The organism is Novosphingobium sp. PhB57 (assembly GCF_004342985.1).
GTDB lineage: Bacteria > Pseudomonadota > Alphaproteobacteria > Sphingomonadales > Sphingomonadaceae > Novosphingobium.
The window spans coordinates 369,684-385,887 of sequence record NZ_SMBO01000005.1 but is presented as its reverse complement, the minus strand read 5'-3'; the positions used below and the strand labels follow the sequence as shown (position 1 = coordinate 385,887).

14 protein-coding genes are annotated in these 16,204 nt (G+C 67.4%); 9 read left to right on the top strand and 5 right to left on the bottom strand.

The genetic code is table 11. The annotated features are described in order from the left end of the window. Positions 1 to 74: 74 nt before the first annotated feature. On the bottom strand, positions 75 to 992 hold the full coding sequence (locus tag EDF58_RS17020; protein WP_132267699.1) for a LysR family transcriptional regulator: 918 nt from the start codon (positions 990 to 992) through the stop codon (positions 75 to 77). A 74-nt stretch (positions 993 to 1,066) separates the two neighbouring features. After that, complete coding sequence (locus EDF58_RS17015) at positions 1,067 to 2,422, bottom strand: amino acid permease (RefSeq protein ID WP_132267697.1); 1,356 nt, start codon at positions 2,420 to 2,422, stop codon at positions 1,067 to 1,069. Between the two features lie 337 nt (positions 2,423 to 2,759). Between EDF58_RS17015 and EDF58_RS17010 the strand changes: the two genes are divergently transcribed. The 7 genes from EDF58_RS17010 (at position 2,760) to EDF58_RS16980 (ending at position 9,782) form a co-directional block, all read left to right on the top strand. Continuing rightward, positions 2,760 to 3,908 carry an FAD-dependent oxidoreductase gene (locus tag EDF58_RS17010; protein WP_132267695.1) on the top strand — a complete coding sequence of 383 codons (1,149 nt, stop codon included), beginning with the start codon at positions 2,760 to 2,762 and terminating at the stop codon, positions 3,906 to 3,908. A 25-nt stretch (positions 3,909 to 3,933) separates the two neighbouring features. Next, on the top strand, positions 3,934 to 4,836 hold the full coding sequence (locus EDF58_RS17005; RefSeq protein WP_132267693.1) for a VOC family protein: 903 nt from the start codon (positions 3,934 to 3,936) through the stop codon (positions 4,834 to 4,836). Beyond that, a complete protein-coding gene (locus tag EDF58_RS17000; protein ID WP_132267691.1) occupies positions 4,836 to 5,285 on the top strand; it encodes a nuclear transport factor 2 family protein in 450 nt (149 codons plus the stop codon). Before EDF58_RS17005 ends, EDF58_RS17000 begins: the two co-directional genes overlap by 1 nt. 15 nt (positions 5,286 to 5,300) lie before the next feature. Then, positions 5,301 to 6,458 carry an alpha/beta fold hydrolase gene (locus EDF58_RS16995; protein ID WP_132267689.1) on the top strand — a complete coding sequence of 386 codons (1,158 nt, stop codon included), beginning with the start codon at positions 5,301 to 5,303 and terminating at the stop codon, positions 6,456 to 6,458. Continuing rightward, the gene (locus EDF58_RS16990; RefSeq protein ID WP_132267687.1) at positions 6,455 to 7,246 is read left to right on the top strand and encodes a cyclase family protein; all 792 of its coding nucleotides are present in this window, start codon (positions 6,455 to 6,457) and stop codon (positions 7,244 to 7,246) included. Before EDF58_RS16995 ends, EDF58_RS16990 begins: the two co-directional genes overlap by 4 nt. A 2-nt stretch (positions 7,247 to 7,248) precedes the next feature. Beyond that, positions 7,249 to 8,223 carry a fumarylacetoacetate hydrolase family protein gene (locus EDF58_RS16985; RefSeq protein WP_132267686.1) on the top strand — a complete coding sequence of 325 codons (975 nt, stop codon included), beginning with the start codon at positions 7,249 to 7,251 and terminating at the stop codon, positions 8,221 to 8,223. 254 nt (positions 8,224 to 8,477) lie between these two features. Continuing rightward, positions 8,478 to 9,782: a methyl-accepting chemotaxis protein gene (locus EDF58_RS16980; protein ID WP_132267684.1), complete on the top strand. Its 1,305-nt coding sequence runs from the start codon at positions 8,478 to 8,480 to the stop codon at positions 9,780 to 9,782. Positions 9,783 to 9,882: 100 nt separating this feature from the next. On the opposite strand, the gene EDF58_RS16975 is transcribed toward EDF58_RS16980, so the two are convergent. The 3 genes from EDF58_RS16975 to EDF58_RS16965 are packed head-to-tail and all read right to left on the bottom strand — an operon-like array spanning position 9,883 to position 14,119. Further along, on the bottom strand, positions 9,883 to 11,343 hold the full coding sequence (locus tag EDF58_RS16975; protein WP_132267682.1) for an efflux transporter outer membrane subunit: 1,461 nt from the start codon (positions 11,341 to 11,343) through the stop codon (positions 9,883 to 9,885). An 8-nt stretch (positions 11,344 to 11,351) separates the two neighbouring features. Beyond that, a complete protein-coding gene (locus EDF58_RS16970; protein WP_132267681.1) occupies positions 11,352 to 12,926 on the bottom strand; it encodes an MDR family MFS transporter in 1,575 nt (524 codons plus the stop codon). Beyond that, the gene (locus EDF58_RS16965) at positions 12,923 to 14,119 is read right to left on the bottom strand and encodes an HlyD family secretion protein (RefSeq protein WP_132267679.1); all 1,197 of its coding nucleotides are present in this window, start codon (positions 14,117 to 14,119) and stop codon (positions 12,923 to 12,925) included. Before EDF58_RS16965 ends, EDF58_RS16970 begins: the two co-directional genes overlap by 4 nt. Positions 14,120 to 14,230: 111 nt before the next feature. Here EDF58_RS16965 and EDF58_RS16960 point away from each other — a divergent pair, with 111 nt between their 5' ends. Next, positions 14,231 to 14,731 (top strand): MarR family transcriptional regulator, encoded by a 501-nt coding sequence (locus EDF58_RS16960; protein ID WP_132267678.1) that lies wholly within the window; start codon positions 14,231 to 14,233, stop codon positions 14,729 to 14,731. 391 nt (positions 14,732 to 15,122) lie between these two features. Further along, on the top strand, positions 15,123 to 16,157 hold the full coding sequence (locus EDF58_RS16955; RefSeq protein WP_132267676.1) for a class 1 fructose-bisphosphatase: 1,035 nt from the start codon (positions 15,123 to 15,125) through the stop codon (positions 16,155 to 16,157). Positions 16,158 to 16,204 lie beyond the last annotated feature (47 nt).

Genomic DNA, 16,204 nt, shown 5'->3' with positions numbered 1-16,204 from the left:
CGGTCCAAACCTTTGCGAGCGGGATCACGGTGTTTGATCCGGGGGCGCTTTGCCAGACATTGCGGGACTGTGACTTATAGCGTTATGTTATGGGAGATGCCTCTTGGGAGGTTCATCAGCATGTTGCGGGCGATCTCCTCGAAGGTCTCGCCCACCAGGGTTCGCGCCACGTCCAGATTGCGGCTGACATAGACCGGCAGCAGGCCCGGCGACTCGAACTCCAGGAAGCGCACGGTCTCGGCATGGGGCTGCATGGCGGTGAAGCTGTCCACCAGCGCGATGCCCATGCCGTGAGCGACGAAAGCCACGGCCGTTTCTGCAAAGCGGATATAAGTGGAGACTTCCAGCTGCTCGCCGGCTTCCTCGTACATCCTGGCGATGATGCGGCCATGGGGGGTATCTTCCCGGAACGACTGGATCGGCTCTCCGCCCAGGTCCGCCACGGTGATCCGCTCGCGGTCGGCCAGGCGATGGCCGGCCGGCACGGCGCAGACCATGCGGCCGTTGCCGATGCGGCTGGACAGGACATTGGGGTGATCGATGGGAAACACCGTCAGCGCATAGTCGCCGCGCTGGAGCGCCAGCCAGTCGTCCGCCTGCTCCACCGAGAGGATGTCGAACTGGATGGTGAGGCCGGGGTAATTGGTGGTCAGGCGCGAGAGCATCTGCGGCACCACCGAATGGCCCAGCGAGGGCGAGGCGCCCAGGCGGAAGGTGCGATCCTCGCCCTTGGCCAGGCGGCGCACGACATGCTCCAGGTCGTTGAAGCCCTTGTAGATCTGCTCGATCTCCTCGAACAGCACGCGGGCTTCGGACGTGGGCACCAGCCGGCCGCGCGTCCGGTCGAACAGGCGGAAGTGGAGCTTGTCCTCCATATGGCCCAGCATGCGGCTGAGGCCGGGCTGTGACGTGCCCAGCATGCGCGCGGCGCCGCTCACCGTCTTGGTGATCATCACCGCGCGGAAGATCTCGATCTGCCTGATGGTCAGCATGGTTCCGGCTAGCACGCGCCGGAGCCCGCGCCAACCGGCGTCATGGGCGGCCGGTCAGCGGCGGCCCCGGCCTGTCAGGGCCTGCGGCGCCCGCGAACGAGATAGAGCGCGCCGCCCAGCAGGTTCCAGCACAGGCAGGCCAGCAGGGTCTTGGTGGGCAGGCTGGCGAAGAGATAGAGGCAGCCGAGGATGGTCGCGCCGCCCACCACGATGCCGGCAGGCACGCGGAAGGGGCGGGGCGCGTCCGGCTCGCGCTTGCGCAGGACGATCAGGCAGGTACCCACCGCGGCGAAGGCGATCAGCGTGCCGGCATTGGCCAGCGCCGCGATTTCCGAGATCGGCAGCACGCCGGCCAGGATCGCCACGATCACCGCCGTCATCGTCGTCACCCTCAGCGGTGTCCCGCGCGAGGAGAGCTTCGCCAGCGAGGCGGGCAGGAAACCGTCGCGCGCCATGGCCAGGAAGATGCGGCTCTGGCCGTAGAGGAAGCCCAGCAGCACGGTCGGCAGCGCGATCACGGCGGCCACCGCGACGATATGCGCCACCGGCGCGCGGCCCATTTCGCGCAGGATCAGCGCCAGCGGCTCCGGGCTGTCGGCAAAGCGGGTGAAGGGCATGGCGCCGATCGCGGCGGCCGCGACGAGGACGTAGACGAGGGTGCAGATCGCCAGCGATCCGATGATGCCGATCACCAGGTCGCGGCTGGGATTGCGCGTCTCCTCGGCGGCGGTGGAGATGGCGTCGAAGCCATAGAAGGCGAAGAAGATGATCGCGGCGGCGGCCATGACCCCGCGCTCGACACCGTCCGGGCTCATCGACTTGCCGAAGCCGAAGGGCATGAAGGGTTGAAGGTTCGCCGCGTCGAAGGCGGGCAGCGCCACGGCCACGAACAGGCTGAGCGTCAGGATCTTGATGACCACCAGCACGGTGTTCACCCGCGCGCTTTCCTTCGTGCCGAAGGCCAGCAGGCCCGCAACCACGGCGATGATGACGATGGCAGGCAGGTTGACCAGCCCGCCCAGCTCCGGCCCCTGGGTAAGCGCCTTGGGGAAGCCCACACCCTGCAGCAGCGGCGCGGCATAGCCCGACCAGCCGACCGCCACGGTGGAGACCACCAGCGAATATTCCAGGATCAGGCTCCAGCCCACGATCCAGCCCACCGTACCGCCCAGCACCTTGTGGCTGTAGCTGTAGGCGCTGCCGGCGGTGGGCATCATCGTCGACAGTTCGGCATAGGCGAGCGCGGCGCAGGCGCAGATGGCGCCGGCAATGGCGAAAGACAGCAGCACCGCCGGTCCCGCGCGGTCCGCCCCCACGCCGATCAGCGTCAAGATGCCGGTGCCGACGATGGAGCCGACCCCCAGCGCGAGCAGGTGCGGCCATGACAGTGTCTTGGGGAGGGCAGCCGGCGCCGTGGCGGGAGCGGTCATGGCAGTCTTTGTCCTTCTCGGGTCGTGGTTCGATCTAGCACTCGCAGGCGCACGCGCAAGTTCGCTCGCTTCCGGCCTATCCGCGGGAAGGGCTCTGTCATCGATAATGTCGATGCAAATAGATCAAATCAATTCATTTCAGCGATGCTCGCCGATGTGCGAGAGGCGGGTTCGAGAAGAGAAGATCGGGCTGCACGAATCCGGGCGAGAGCGATGACCGAAAGGCCGGACACGGCCTGATGCAAGCCGGCGGGGCGATCCCGCGGACTTGCCCCGTTGCATCGACGCTCCTGCCGCCTCCCGATCCTCTCCGGCCTTGACCGAGGAGTTTCTGAGCATGTCCGGCAGGACGACACCCGCAGCCCCGCTCGTTCCGGACCTGAACGTCCTGGTGATCGGCGGCGGCATTGGCGGCCTTTCCGCGGCCATCGCGCTGCGCCGCAAGGGACACCGCGTCACCGTGATCGAGCGCGATCCCACCTGGTCGGTCTACGGGGTGGGCATCATCCAGCAGTCCAACGTGGTGCGCGCCATGGACCAGCTCGGCGTGCTCGATGCCTTCCTGGACGCCGCCTGCGGCTTCGACGCGGTGGAGATCTACATTCCGGACGGCAGCCGCGTCGCCCGCATTCCCACGCCCACCCTGGTCGAGGGCAAGCCTGCCAACGTCGGCATCGGCCGCCGCGCCTTGCAGAAAGTGCTGGGAGACAGCGTGAGGGCGCTGGGCGCCGAAATCCGTCCTGGCGTAACGGCCGAGACGCTCGATCAGGACGAGACCGGCGTATCGGTGCGCTTTTCCGACGGCGGAGAGGCGCGCTACGACGTCGTGATCGGCGCGGACGGCGTCTATTCGCAGACCCGCCGCATGGTCCTGCCCGAGGCGGAAAGCCCTGAATTCACCGGGCAGTCGGTCTGGCGCTACAACTTCCCGCGGCCCGAGGGGCTCGACGCTCTCCACGTTTACAACGGCCCGACCGGGGTGGGGCTGGTGCCGATGTCGGCCGAGACCATGTATATGTACGCGACGACGCCGGAGCCGGGCAATCCGCGCTATCCGGTCGAGGGCCTGGCCGCGACGATGCGCGCGAAGCTGGGGCAGACCGCGCCGGCGATCCGCGCGCTGGCCGAGGCGATCACCGAGGATGCCGAGGTCGTCTATCGCCCGCTGGAAGGCATGATGGTCCATGGGCCCTGGCACGCCGGACGCGTCGTCCTGCTGGGCGATGCCGTCCACGCCACCACGCCGCACCTGGGGCAGGGCGCGGGCATGGCGATCGAGGATGCGATCGTGCTGGCAGAGGAACTCTCCGCTCATGCTGATCCGGAAGCGGCCTTCGAGGCTTACCGGGCCCGCCGCTACGACCGCTGCCGCTACATCGTCGAGGCCTCGCTGGCGATTTGCCACGGCCAGATCGGCAAGGGGCCGCCCGTCGACAACCACAAGGCCACCGCGGAGATGTTCGCAGTGGTCAGCCAGCCCATTTGACCATTTCATGCAGGGAATTGCAGCCATGAGCCGAGTGACCGAAATCCGCTACGTCGGATATGGCGTCGAGGACTTCGACGCCGAACGCACATTCTACACCGAGGACTGGGGCCTGGTGGAAGTCGGCGCGAACGAGGACTTCGCGTGGTTCAAGACGCACGGGCATGACGAGCATCACGTCGTGCGCCTCCACAAGTCGGATGCCAACCATGTGGAAGTGATCGCTTTCGCCGCCGACACGCGCGAAGACGTGAATGCCCTGCACGACAAGGTCGTGGCGGCCGGCTGCAAGGTGATCTTCGCCCCGCGCGAAATCGATGCGCCGGGCGGCGGTTATGCCTTCCGCTTCTTCAGCCCTGACGGCCTGCCGTTCGAGATCTCGGCCGGGGTCGAAACGCTCGGCAAGCGGGCGATGGAGCGCTGGGAAGGCATGCCGGTGAAGATCAGCCATATCGTCATGCACTCGCCCGATCATCAGGCGCTGGTGGCATTCTTCACCGATGTGCTGGGCTTCAAGGTGAGCGACTGGCTGGGTGATTTCATGTGCTTCCTGCGCTGCAACGAAGCCCATCACCGCGTGGCCATCCTGCCCGGGCCGCCGTGCCTCAACCATGTCGCCTACGACATGCTCTCGGTCGACGACATGATGCGCGGTGTCCACCGCCTGAAGCAGCGCGGCACGGATCTTCGCTGGGGGCCGGGTCGCCACACGGCGGGCAACAACACGTTCAGCTACTTCACGACGCCGGCGGGCTTCGCGGTCGAGTACACCTCGGAGCTGGAAGAGGTCGATTTCGAGACGCACCAGCACAAGGTGCATATCCCCGGCCCGCAGGTCATGGACCAGTGGGGCATCGGCGTCGGCGGCCCGCAGACGATGCCGCATCCCGCGCCCGATGCGCGCCTGTTCCAGGCGGCGGACGCCTGATGAAGCGGGGCCTGTCGGTCGCGGCCCTTGCGGCCTGCGCTCTCGCTCTGGTCTCGGCCCGCGCGCCGGAGACGCTGACGACGCGCAACCGCGCGGTCGTGACCGACTTCGCCCGGCTCTTCTACACCGAGCGCAAGGTACGCGCGGCCTTCGAGCGCTACGTGGCGGCGGACTATATCCAGCACAACCCCGGCATTCTTGACGGGCGCGAGGCGGCGATCGCCATGCTGGAGCCGAAGTTCTCCGCGCCCGGCGCCTCGTTCGACGTGAAGCGGATCCTCGTCGATGGCGACATGGCGATGATCCACCTTCGCGGCCGCCCTTCGCCGGACAATCCCGGCGGGGCGGTGGCCGACATCTACCGCCTGAAGGACGGCAGGATCGTCGAGCACTGGGACGTGCTCCAGCCGATCCAGACGCAGACCGTCAATCCGCACCCCTATTTCTGATTACAGGAGCCCCCCTTGGCCCTCTTCGAATACTTCCCGAACTACATCTGGAATCTCTCGGTCTCGATCGCGATGGAATCGGGCGCGCAGCTCGGTGAGATCATCGACATGTGCCAGCCGATCCGCGACGCGGCGGCAGGCGGCGCCGATGCCGGCACGCCGCAGTTCATGAAGGCCTGGGCGGCGATGGGCTACAAGCTGCTGGAACTCGCCGTCGAGGACGAGGCGAAGGGCCGCAAGTTTTCGGCCTCGAACAAGCTGGAGCGCGCCTCGCTCTATCTGATCACCGCCGAGCGGATGCAGGGCCACGGCCATCCCGGACGCAAGGAAACCTATGCTCGGGCGCGCGCGGCTTTCGACCGCTCGACCGCGCTGGGCAAGATCAACCGCGAACGCGTGGAGATCCCGCTGGAGGCAGGCACGATGCCGGCGCTGTTCACCCGCGCGCCGGGAGCAGGCCGCAAGCCGGTGGTGGTGTTCTGCAACGGCCTCGATAGCTGCAAGGAACTGCTCTACTGGACCCGCCTGCCGCAGGAACTGGCGCGCCGGGGCATCTCCACCCTCTGCGTCGACCAGCCCGGATCGGGCGAGGCGCTGCGCCTGCAGGACCTGCCTGTCGATCCGCATTCGGAAAGCTGGGCGAGCAAGGCAGTGGACTGGCTGGAGCAGCAGGCGGATGTCGATCCGGCGCGCATCGGCATGACCGGCATCTCGCTTGGCGGCCATTTCGCGCCGCGCGCGGTGGCGTATGAGCCGCGCTTCGCCTCGGGCGCGGTCTGGGGTGCCAACCACAACTGGCGCGAAGTGCAGGACAAGCGCATGGCGCGCGAGGGCGAGAATCCGGTGCCGCACTACTGGGCGCACGTCCACTGGGCCTTTGGAGCCGAGGATCAGGACGATTTCCTGGCGAAGTCCGAAGCGATGAACCTCAATGGCCATATGGACCGCATCAAGGTGCCATTCCTCGTCACGCACGGCGCCAGGGACCGTCAGATCAGCGTGGATTACGCCGATGACCTCTACGACCAACTCGTCAACTCGCCGCGCCGAGAGAAGGTGATTTTCACGCCCCGCGAAGGCGGCGTGGAGCACGTCGGTGCCGACAACATGGCTTATGGCCGCGACCTGATTTCGGACTGGTTCGCCGAGACGCTCGGAGGAGAAACCGCATGACCCGCCGCTTTGTCGACCTCTCGATCTCGCTCTGCAACGACGTGGTCAGCGATCCGCCGTTCCTGAAGCCGGAGATCACGTACCAGACCCACATGGACACCGCGCCGGAGCTGGACATGTTCTTCCCCGGCGTCACCGCCGAGGACACGCCCGACGGCGCTGGTTTTGCCGCGTCCGAATGGGTGAAGCTGACCACCCACAGCGGCACGCACCTCGATGCGCCCTATCACTTCCACCCGACCATGAACGGCAAGGATGGAGAGCCAGAGCGTTCGATCACCATCGACGAAGTGCCGCTGGAATGGTGTTTCCAGTCCGGCGTGAAGCTGGACTTCCGCCACCTCCCCGATGGCTATGTGGTCACCGCCAAGGACGTCGAGGACGAACTCGCCCGCATCGGCCATGACCTCAAGCCGCTCGACATCGTCCTCGTCAACACCGCCGCCGGCAAGGCGCTGGGCGAGCCGAACTACGTCAACCGCGGCTGCGGCATGGGTTACGAGGCTACGATGTACCTCACGACCCGCGGCGTGCGCGTGACCGGCACCGATGCCTGGTCGTGGGATGCGCCGTTCAGCTATACGGCCGAAAAGGTGAAGGAAACCGGCGATACCTCGCTCATCTGGGAAGGCCACAAGGCGGGCCGCGACATCGGCTACTGTCACCTCGAAAAGCTGCACAACCTGGAAGTGCTGCCGGGGCACGGCTTCACCGTCTCGTGCTTCCCGCACAAGATCAAGGGCGCTTCGGCTGGCTGGACGCGCGCCGTCGCGATCTTCGAGGACTGACCATGCGTCTTGCCACGGTGGAAAACGGGCGCCCCGATGGAGCGCTGATCGTCGTGTCGCGCGACGGCGCGCGCTGGCTGGCGACGCCGGGCCTGACCCTGCTCTCCGCGATGGAGGACTGGACCGCCGCCGAGCCAGTCTTGCGCAAGCTTGCAGACATGCTGGAGGCAGGCGGCGGCGGGACGCTCGACCCCGCCCGCCTTCGCGCGCCCTTGCCGCGGTCCTGGCAGTGGCTGGACGGATCGGCCTTCGGCACGCACGGCGAACTCATGCAGATCGCCTTCGGGCTGCCTCCCGTCGATAGCGACCGGCCGCTGATGTACCAGGGGATGTCGGACCGCTTCCACGGCCCCCACGACCCGGTACCTTTCGCAGACCCCGCCCACGGCATCGATTTCGAGGGCGAATTCGGCGTGATCGTCGATCACGTGCCGATGGGGACGCCAGCCGCCGACGCGCTGAAGCACGTCCGGCTCGTCGTCCAGATCAACGACTGGTCGCTGCGCACGATCGCGCCGGTCGAGATGAAGACCGGCTTCGGCTGGGTCCAGGCCAAGCCCGCTTGCGCCATGGCGCCTTTCGCGGTGACGCCCGGGGCACTGGGCGCGGCTTGGCGGGACGGCCGGGTCTGCATGGACCTGCTGGTCGACCTCAACGGCCGGCGCTTCGGCGCGGCAAGCGGCGCCGCGATGGACTTCGGTTTCCACGACCTCATTGCCCATGCCGCCCTGACCCGCAATCTGGTCGCAGGCACGGTGATCGGGTCGGGCACCGTGTCCAACGCCGATTACGCGCAAGTGGGATCGAGCTGCATCTCCGAAGTCCGCGCCATCGAGATCATCCGCGACGGCAAGCCCGCCACCCCGTTCATGGTCCACGGCGACCGGGTCCGCATGGCAGCCTGCGACAGCACCGGCTGGATGCCCTTCGGCGTCATGGACCAGGCCGTGGTCCTGAAGGGAAGCCGGCCGGGCTGAGAGGCCGGCGGCGGCGGTATTCTTGCCGCTTGCAAACCATTACCTAAAAAGCGCAAGAATCCACGCGTTCATTTGGCAATCGTTTTCCGCTTTCACGGGCCTCGCAAGAACAGTCCTGCAAAAGAACCTCTTCGGTTGTAATTCCGACGAGTCCGAAACTGACGCCTTTCTTCCACTCTATAAAGCCTGATGGATATCTCGTCCGGCTGGAATTCCCGCCGCTCGGGCGACAACTCAGGGGTGGGGGAATCCGAATGGAATGGTTCAAGGCCAACGCGCCGATCAGACTGAAATTACTTATCGCTTTCAGTAGCTTCGTCATCCTCGTCGGACTGTCGGGAGGCGCCGGGCTGCTGGTGGGCGAAAGTGCCGCGCACTGGGTGGCGCTGGGCGCGACCGCGCTGGCGGTGGTCCTGGCCGTGGCCTACCGCGAGGCGATCGCCGGGCCTTACGTCACCACCGTGGTGCGCATGGAGGGCCTGGCTTCGGGCGATCTCGATAGCCCGATCGAATTCACGCACTACCGCGACTGCGTTGGCCGCCTGACCCAGGCGATGTTCCAGTTCCGCGCGACCGCGCAGGCGGAAATCGCCTCGAACGGCGAGGCGCAGCGCAATTCCGCCGTCGTGCAGGGCATGGCCGAGAACTTCCGCCGCTTGTCCGAAGGCGACCTTTCCTGCGATATCGTAGAGGACTACCCGGCCGAATACGCCGCGCTCAAGGCCAGCTTCAACGAAGCCCTGGCCAGCCTGCGCGGCCTGCTCGGCTCGGTGAAGGCCAGCACCCAGAACAGCCTCACCGGATCGCGCGAGATTGCGCAGGCCTCCGAGGACCTGGCCCGCCGCACCGAGGGCAATGCCGCCAGCCTGGAGCAGACGGCCGCGGCGATCCAGCAGATCGACGACCGCCTGCGCGCCACGGCGCAGGCCGCCTCGCGCTCGCTCTCCACGTCGGAACAGGCGATGGGCGCGGTGCTGGAAGGCCGGGCGCGCACGGACGCCGCGGTCCAGGCGATGAACCGCGTGAGCGACAGCGCCAAGGGCATCGACGGCGTGATCGAGGGTCTCGACAAGATTGCCTTCCAGACCCGCGTGCTCGCCATGAATGCGGCGGTAGAGGCCGGCCGGGCCGGCGATGCCGGGCGCGGTTTCGCGGTGGTGGCGGACCTTGTCTCGGCCCTCGCCATGCGCGCCGAAGAGGAATCGAAGCGTGCCCGCGACCAGCTGGGCGTGACCCAGACCGACATCGAGGCGGCGGTCGATGCCGTGGAGAAGGTGGACTCCGCGTTCGGCGTCATCTCCTCCTCTGGCGAGGAAGTGACCCGGCTTGCGGGCCAGATCGCCGCCGACAACGACGCGCAGGCCGCGGCGATCGGTGAAATCAATACGGCAGTGGGGGCCATGGACCACGCCACCCAGCAGAATGCGGCGATGGTCGAGGAAACCTCCGCCGCTGCTCGCAATCTGACCTCGGAAATCGCCGCACTGGCGGCCGAGGCCGATCGTTTCCGGATGGGACCGGCGACCCCGGGCCTGCGGCTGATCGCGCGCCACGGCTGAGCGGTTCCACCGCGGATACGCGAAGGCTCCCCGGTCGGTGCGACCGGGGGGCCTTTTTTTCGTCAGCGCCGTATCAGCGTCAGGTCAGCGCCAGGCCCTATCAGCGCCAGGCCAAGCCGAGCGCCTTCTGGATGGCCACGTAATCGGATGTGAGCGCGGCGCGGGCCGTCACCAGGTTCTGCTCGGCGCTGCTGCGGTCGCGGCGGGCGTTGAGCACGGCGACGCGGGTGGCCGTGCCGGACTGGAAGCGCTGGTCGGTGAGGCTCTCCGCCATCGCCGCCTTGTCGCGCGCGCGGGCCAGCGCGGCCACGGTGATGCGGCCTTCGCGGTAGCGCGCCAGCGAATCCTCGGCGTCGCGCAACGCGGTCAGCACGGTGCCGCGGTAGCGGGCCTCGGCCTCGTCGCGCACGGCTTCGGACTGGTGGACCTTGGCCTTGCTGCGGCCGAAGTCGAGGAAGCTCCAGCTCAGTTGCGGGGCGGCAAGGGCGGTGAAGTCGTCCAGCTTGCCAAGGTCGCTGATCTTGGTGCCGCCGATGCCGATCAGGCCCATGAACGAGAGGCGCGGGAAGCGCGCGGCTTCGGCCTGGCCGATCTTGGCGGTATCGGCGGCCAGCTCACGCTCGGCCGCGCGGATGTCGGGACGGTTGGCGATCAGCCGCGCGGGATCGCCCACGGGCACTGTCGCGGGCGGCAGCGGGATCTCCCCGGCGGCGGCCAGGGCAGCGTCGAGCGCGCCGGGTTCTTGCGCGGTCAGCACCGCCAGCGCGTTCATGTAGGCGTCGCGCTCGGCGGCGAGCGGGGCGATCTGGGCGCGGGCGGAGGCGAGCTGGCCTTCGGCCTGGGCCACTTCCATCGCGGTTGCGGTGCCGCGTTCGAGCCGCTGGCGCGTGAGGGTGAGCGCCTCTTCCTGCCAGGCGATCGACTGCTGGCCGAGCGCGATGCGCTGCTGACGGTCGCGCAAGTCGAGGTAGGACTTGGCGACATTGGCGGCGATGCTCACCTGCACGTCGGCCAGGCTGGCCTCGGCGCCCTCGATGCCGGCGCGCGCGGCTTCCACCGCACGGCGCTGGCCGCCGAACAGGTCGACTTCCCAGCTGGCGTTGAAGCCCAGGTTGTAGAGGTTGAGGTCGGTGCCGCTGCTGCCCCCGCTGCTGTCGCCGCCGCTGCTGTCGCTGCCGTCACTGCTGCCGAAAGCCACGCCGGGGACATGGGCATGAGCGTACATGGCCGAAGCGCTGACCTTGGGCGCGAGGTTGGCGCGCTCCTCGCCCAAGGCGGCGCGGGCCTGGCGCAGGCGCGCCTCGCCGGCCTTGACGTCGGTATTGCCGGTCAGGGCGCGGGCGATCAGATCGTCGAGCAGCGGATCGCCAAGCGGCTTCCACCAGTCGGCGACCGGCGACGCGGCCGTGACCGCACCGGCATCGGCGCGCACGAAGGCGGCGGCGGTGGCGCCGTCGGAGGCGGCCCTGGGCGGGCCGGCATAGTCGGGACCGACCGTGCAGCCGGCGAGAGTGGCCGTCAGAGCCCCGGTCATCAGGGGCAGCAGAAGGATGGAACGCATGGTTTTCCTCAATGTCCGGTCGCCAGCGGCGCATTCTTGGGCAGCGGGCGAAGGAACAGAACGAGCGGAATGACGAAGACGATGCCCACCGACATCATCCAGAACATGTCGGCATAAGTCATCGTCAGCGCCTGGATCTGGATGGTCGATTCCAGCGATCGCAGCACGCCCGGTCCCTGCGCGGCGACATAGTCCTGCACGGAGACCGAATTGGCGTTGAGCGTTTCTTCCAGGCGCCGGGCGTGGAGCCAGAGGCGCTGGTCCTGGATCACCGCGATGCCGGCCAGGGCGAAGGAACCGCCCAGGTTGCGCGCGGCGTTGTAGAGGCCCGAGGCATCGCCCGCCTCTTCCCTGGGCACCGAGCGGATCGCCGCCTGGTTCAGGAACATCATGCAGAACACCGTGCCCATGCCGCGCATGAGCTGGGATTCCACGAAGTCCGCGCCGTCGGAAAGCGGCGTCAGGCCGGTCTCCAGCAGGGCGCTCAGCGCCAGTACGGAGAGGCCGAAGCCGACGGAGAGGCGAATGTCGACGTTGCGGATCAGCCAGGGCGTAATCGGCATCATCAGCATGACCGGGATGCCCGAAAGCATCACCACCTGCCCCGATTGCAGCGAATTGTATCCGGCGATCGTCGAAAGGAACTGCGGGATCACGTAGGACGTGCCGTAGATCACCATGCCCACCACGGTGACCATGGCGACGACGCTGCCGAATTGCCGGTTCAGCAGGAGCTTGAGCTGGATCACCGGCTTGCGCGCGAAAATCTGGCCCAGCGCGATCAGCACCATCCCGAACACCGATACCGCCGTCAGCGAGATGATGAGGCCGGAGGAGAACCACTGCTCGCGCTCGCCTTCCTCCAGCACCACGGTCAGTCCGCCCAGGCCGAGGGCCAGGCCGAGAATGCCCATCCAGTCCGCCTCGCGGATGAGGCCGAGGTTGGATTTCTGGTGCGGGATGGCCACCAGCAGCAGCGTCGCCAGTGCGATGCCGACCGGCAGGTTGAGGAAGAAGGCATAGTGCCAGCTGACGTTCTCGGTCAGCCAGCCGCCCAGCACGGGGCCGACCACCGGCCCGAGCAGCGCGGTCGCGCCGAACAGGGCATTGCCGATCGGCTGCTGGGCGCGGGGCAATCGTGTCGCCACGATGGTCATGGCGGTGGGGATCAGCGCGCCGCCCGTGAAGCCCTGGCCCACGCGGCCGACGATCATCATCGGCAGGGTGGTCGAAAGGCCGCACATGATCGAGAACAGGGTGAACAGCGCCGAGGCGACGAGCAGCAGGGTGCGAAGGCCCAGCAGGCGTTCAAGCCAGCCGGACAGTGGAATGATGACGATCTCGGCCACGAGATAGGCCGTGGCGATCCAGGTGCCTTCGGTGCCGCTGGCGCCGATCTCGCCCTGGATCGTGGGCAGCGAGCTGTTGACGATGGAGACGTCCAGCGTCGCCATCAGCGCGCCCAGCGTGCCCGCGGCCACGGCCAGCCAGGCGGCGGCATCGGCGCGCTGCTCGGTTTCCGGCGGCGCCGGCGGTTCGGCCGGCGACCGGGCCGGGGACGAAACGGAAGCGGATCGGCTCACCGGTTATCGTCCCGGCGTGCCTTTTCCTGCTTGGCCACGGCGCCCTGGGTGCCCTTGGCGGCCAGGGTGTCGACCGTGACGGTGACCGAAAGGCCGGGCACGAGGACGCGGCGCGCCTCGGGTCCGGCGTCGATGGCGATGCGCACGGGCACGCGCTGGACGATCTTGGTGAAGTTGCCGGTCGCGTTCTGGGGCGGCAGCAGGGAGAACTGCGCGCCCGTGCCCGGCGAGATGGATTCGACGTGGCCGCGGATCCTGGTGCCGTCCAGCGCGTCCACCTGGATGGTCGCGGGCTGGCCGGCGTGCATCAGGCCGATCTGCGTTTCCTTGAAGTTGGCGGTGACGTAGAGCTTGGTCAGCGGCACCACCGACATCAGGCGGGTGCCGGCCTGCACGAACTGCCCGGTGCGCACGGTACGGTCGCCGATGCGGCCGTCGATGCTGGCCTTGAGCACGGTGGAGCCGACATTGACATGGGCGGCGGCCAGCTGGGCGCGGGCGGCTTCGCCCTGGGCCTCGGCCTGGCGGATCTGGGCGTTGAGCGAACCGATCCGGCGCTCGGCCGAAAGCACGGCGGCGCGCTGCGCATCGGCGGCGGCGCGGGCCTTGGCGGCCTGGTTGCGCAAGGAGGCGAGCTGCTGCTTCGTCTCGGCGCCGCTGGCGGCCAGCGGGGCATAGCGGGCGGCCTCGCGCTCGGCGTAGCGGGCGTCTTCCTCGGCCGAGGCCAGCTGGGCGCGGGCCTGGGCGATGCCGGCTTCCTGCTCGCCGATGCCGGCGCGCACGTTATCGGCATTGGCCTTGGCGACGTCGATCTGCGCCTGGTACTGCTCCGCCTGGGCATTGTAGTCGCGCGGGTCGATGCGGACGAGCGGCTGGCCGGCCTTCACGTCCTGGTTGTCGCCGACGAGCACGTCCTCGACATAGCCGGAGATCTTGGGCGAAATGGTGACCGCGTCCGCCTGGATATAGGCGTCGTTGGTGTCCTGAAGGTACTTGCCCCGCGTTTCGTAGTGAAGCAGCCAGGCGCCGCCCGCGACGATCACCACCAGCACCCCGACGAACAGCGCGCGGCGCACGCCCGGGCGCTTGAGCGCGGAAGGCCGATTCGCGGTTTCGGCTGCCGGGGAGGCGCCGGATTCGCTGTCGGGGGCATTCTGGGGACCTTCGTGCGACCCGCTCACATCGTTTGCCATCAATCGTTACTCATGCCTTATTGCTGCATCGCAGCAGTGATGGACATGCACTTGCACCCGCGCGGAGCATATGGCAATGGCATTTGATATGGTCCCACACTATTTCTCGACATGAGCATCCAGCAGGAAGTCCTCGAACAGATGCGCGATCTGCATCTGCGCATGCACCGGCTCTTCAATGACCGGATGCGGGCGCATGGGGCGTCGCTGGCGCAGCTCAAGCTGCTGTTGCTGATGGAAAGATGCGGCGCGATGCGTTCTACCGATATTGCCGACGCGCTGGGTCAGGCGCCGCGCACGGTGACCGAGGCGATCGACGGGCTGGAGCGGGATGGGCTTGTGGCGCGGAGCCCCGATCCCAGTGACCGGCGGGCGAAGCGGATCAATCTGACGGAAGCGGGGCGCGCGGTCATCCGCGAGGTGGAACCGCACCGGGATGCCTTCGCAGCGCAGTTTTTCGAGGTCCTGGGCTTTGAGGACCTGAACACGTTCCTGTCTATCCTGAGAACCTTGAACGACCGGATGATCGAGATGGGCGCGCCCAGTACGCTCGACAACGGCGCGCTGGACAACCGGGGATCTCCGGAAGGTTCAGGCCGGTCAGGTCAATAGCAGTATCGTCACGAGTGCGAGGCTACCGGAACAGCACACCGCAGCGCACAATACCTTGAACTCGCAGACGCAAAATACGGATTCCAGACGCTCCATATCGCTCTCCTATCGGTACCGCTCTTTGGCGGTTGCGCGCAGGATACCACTTCGGCGTCCGGGGAGGAAGAGAACATCGTTCTGCGGCGATGATTACCTGCTCGAAATATGGGTTTATCGCCTGCGCGAAAAGTCCCGCCTTTCTAATCCTTCATTCCAGCGTTTGACGATGGCCGCGCGGGGCCGCTTGGGCTAAGGATGCCGGACCGGAGGCTGCATGGCCGCCGCGCCACATGATTTCAGGCCGACCCCGGCCTCATCGCCTCCTTTCGACCGCCTAGGCAGGGAACCGACCATGAAGCCGACTACGCTCACCCGCTTTCTGATAGAACAGCAACGGGAGCCCAATTCCGCCTGTCCCGCCGAACTGCGTCTCCTGATCGAGACCGTGGCCCGCGCCTGCAAGGTGATTGCCCAGGCGATCTCCAAGGGTGCCCTGGGCGACGTGCTCGGCAGCCTCGGTTCCGAGAACGTCCAGGGCGAAGTGCAGAAGAAGCTGGACGTGATCGCCAATGACCTCCTGGTCGACGCGAACGAGTGGGGCGGCCACCTGGCGGCCCTGGCTTCCGAGGAAATGGAGACGATCCACCGCATCCCGGGCCGGTACCCTAAGGGCGAATACCTGTTGCTCTACGATCCCATCGACGGTTCCAGCAACATCGACGTCGATCTCTCGGTGGGCACGATCTTTTCCGTGTTCAAGGCGCCCGAGGGTGCTTCGGGCCGTGAAGTGACCGAGGAGGATTTCCTCCAGTACGGCCGCGAGCAGGTTGCCGCCGGCTATGCCATCTACGGCCCGCAGACCATGCTGGTCCTGACCATCGGCAACGGCGTCTACGAATTCACGCTCGACCGCGAAGTGGGCGCCTGGCGCATGACCGACGGTCCGCTCCGGATCACCCCGGGCAACCCCGAAGTGGCGATCAACATGGCGCGCCGCAGCCAGTGGTCGCCCGGCATCTCGCGCTACGTGGACGAACGCGTGGGCTGCATCGACGGTCCGCTGGCCGGGCAGTACAACATGCGCTGGACCGGCTCGATGGTGGCCGACGTCCACCGCATCCTCAAGCGGGGCGGCGTGTTCCTCTACCCCTCGGACTACGCCAAGCCGGGCAAGGCGCGCCTGCGCCTGCTCTATGAAGCCAACCCGATGGCCATGCTGATCGAGCAGGCCGGCGGCGCGGCCACCGATGGACGCGAGCGTATCCTGGATGCCGAGGCCGTGGGCCTGCACCAGCGCATCGGCGTGGTCCTGGGCGATCCCGAGGAAGTGGCGAAAGTCCGCGAACTGTCGCTGGAAATGGATCTTCAGGCGGCTCCGGTCACCTGAAGTCCGCCAAAGGCATGAAAAAGGCCCCGGTCGCAGCAGCGGCCGGG

Excerpts from the sequence above, each read along its gene's own strand:
- EDF58_RS16985 (WP_132267686.1), top strand. The coding sequence starts at position 7,249 with ATGCGTCTTGCCACGGTGGAAAACGGGCGCCCCGATGGAGCGCTGATC.
- EDF58_RS16960 (WP_132267678.1), top strand. The coding sequence starts at position 14,231 with ATGAGCATCCAGCAGGAAGTCCTCGAACAGATGCGCGATCTGCATCTG.
- EDF58_RS16965 (WP_132267679.1), bottom strand. The coding sequence starts at position 14,119 with ATGGCAAACGATGTGAGCGGGTCGCACGAAGGTCCCCAGAATGCCCCC.
- EDF58_RS17015 (WP_132267697.1), bottom strand. The coding sequence starts at position 2,422 with ATGACCGCTCCCGCCACGGCGCCGGCTGCCCTCCCCAAGACACTGTCA.
- EDF58_RS16980 (WP_132267684.1), top strand. The coding sequence starts at position 8,478 with ATGGAATGGTTCAAGGCCAACGCGCCGATCAGACTGAAATTACTTATC.
- EDF58_RS17010 (WP_132267695.1), top strand. The coding sequence starts at position 2,760 with ATGTCCGGCAGGACGACACCCGCAGCCCCGCTCGTTCCGGACCTGAAC.
- EDF58_RS16975 (WP_132267682.1), bottom strand. The coding sequence starts at position 11,343 with ATGCGTTCCATCCTTCTGCTGCCCCTGATGACCGGGGCTCTGACGGCC.
- EDF58_RS17005 (WP_132267693.1), top strand. The coding sequence starts at position 3,934 with ATGAGCCGAGTGACCGAAATCCGCTACGTCGGATATGGCGTCGAGGAC.
- EDF58_RS17020 (WP_132267699.1), bottom strand. The coding sequence starts at position 992 with ATGCTGACCATCAGGCAGATCGAGATCTTCCGCGCGGTGATGATCACC.
- EDF58_RS17000 (WP_132267691.1), top strand. The coding sequence starts at position 4,836 with ATGAAGCGGGGCCTGTCGGTCGCGGCCCTTGCGGCCTGCGCTCTCGCT.
- EDF58_RS16990 (WP_132267687.1), top strand. The coding sequence starts at position 6,455 with ATGACCCGCCGCTTTGTCGACCTCTCGATCTCGCTCTGCAACGACGTG.
- EDF58_RS16955 (WP_132267676.1), top strand. The coding sequence starts at position 15,123 with ATGAAGCCGACTACGCTCACCCGCTTTCTGATAGAACAGCAACGGGAG.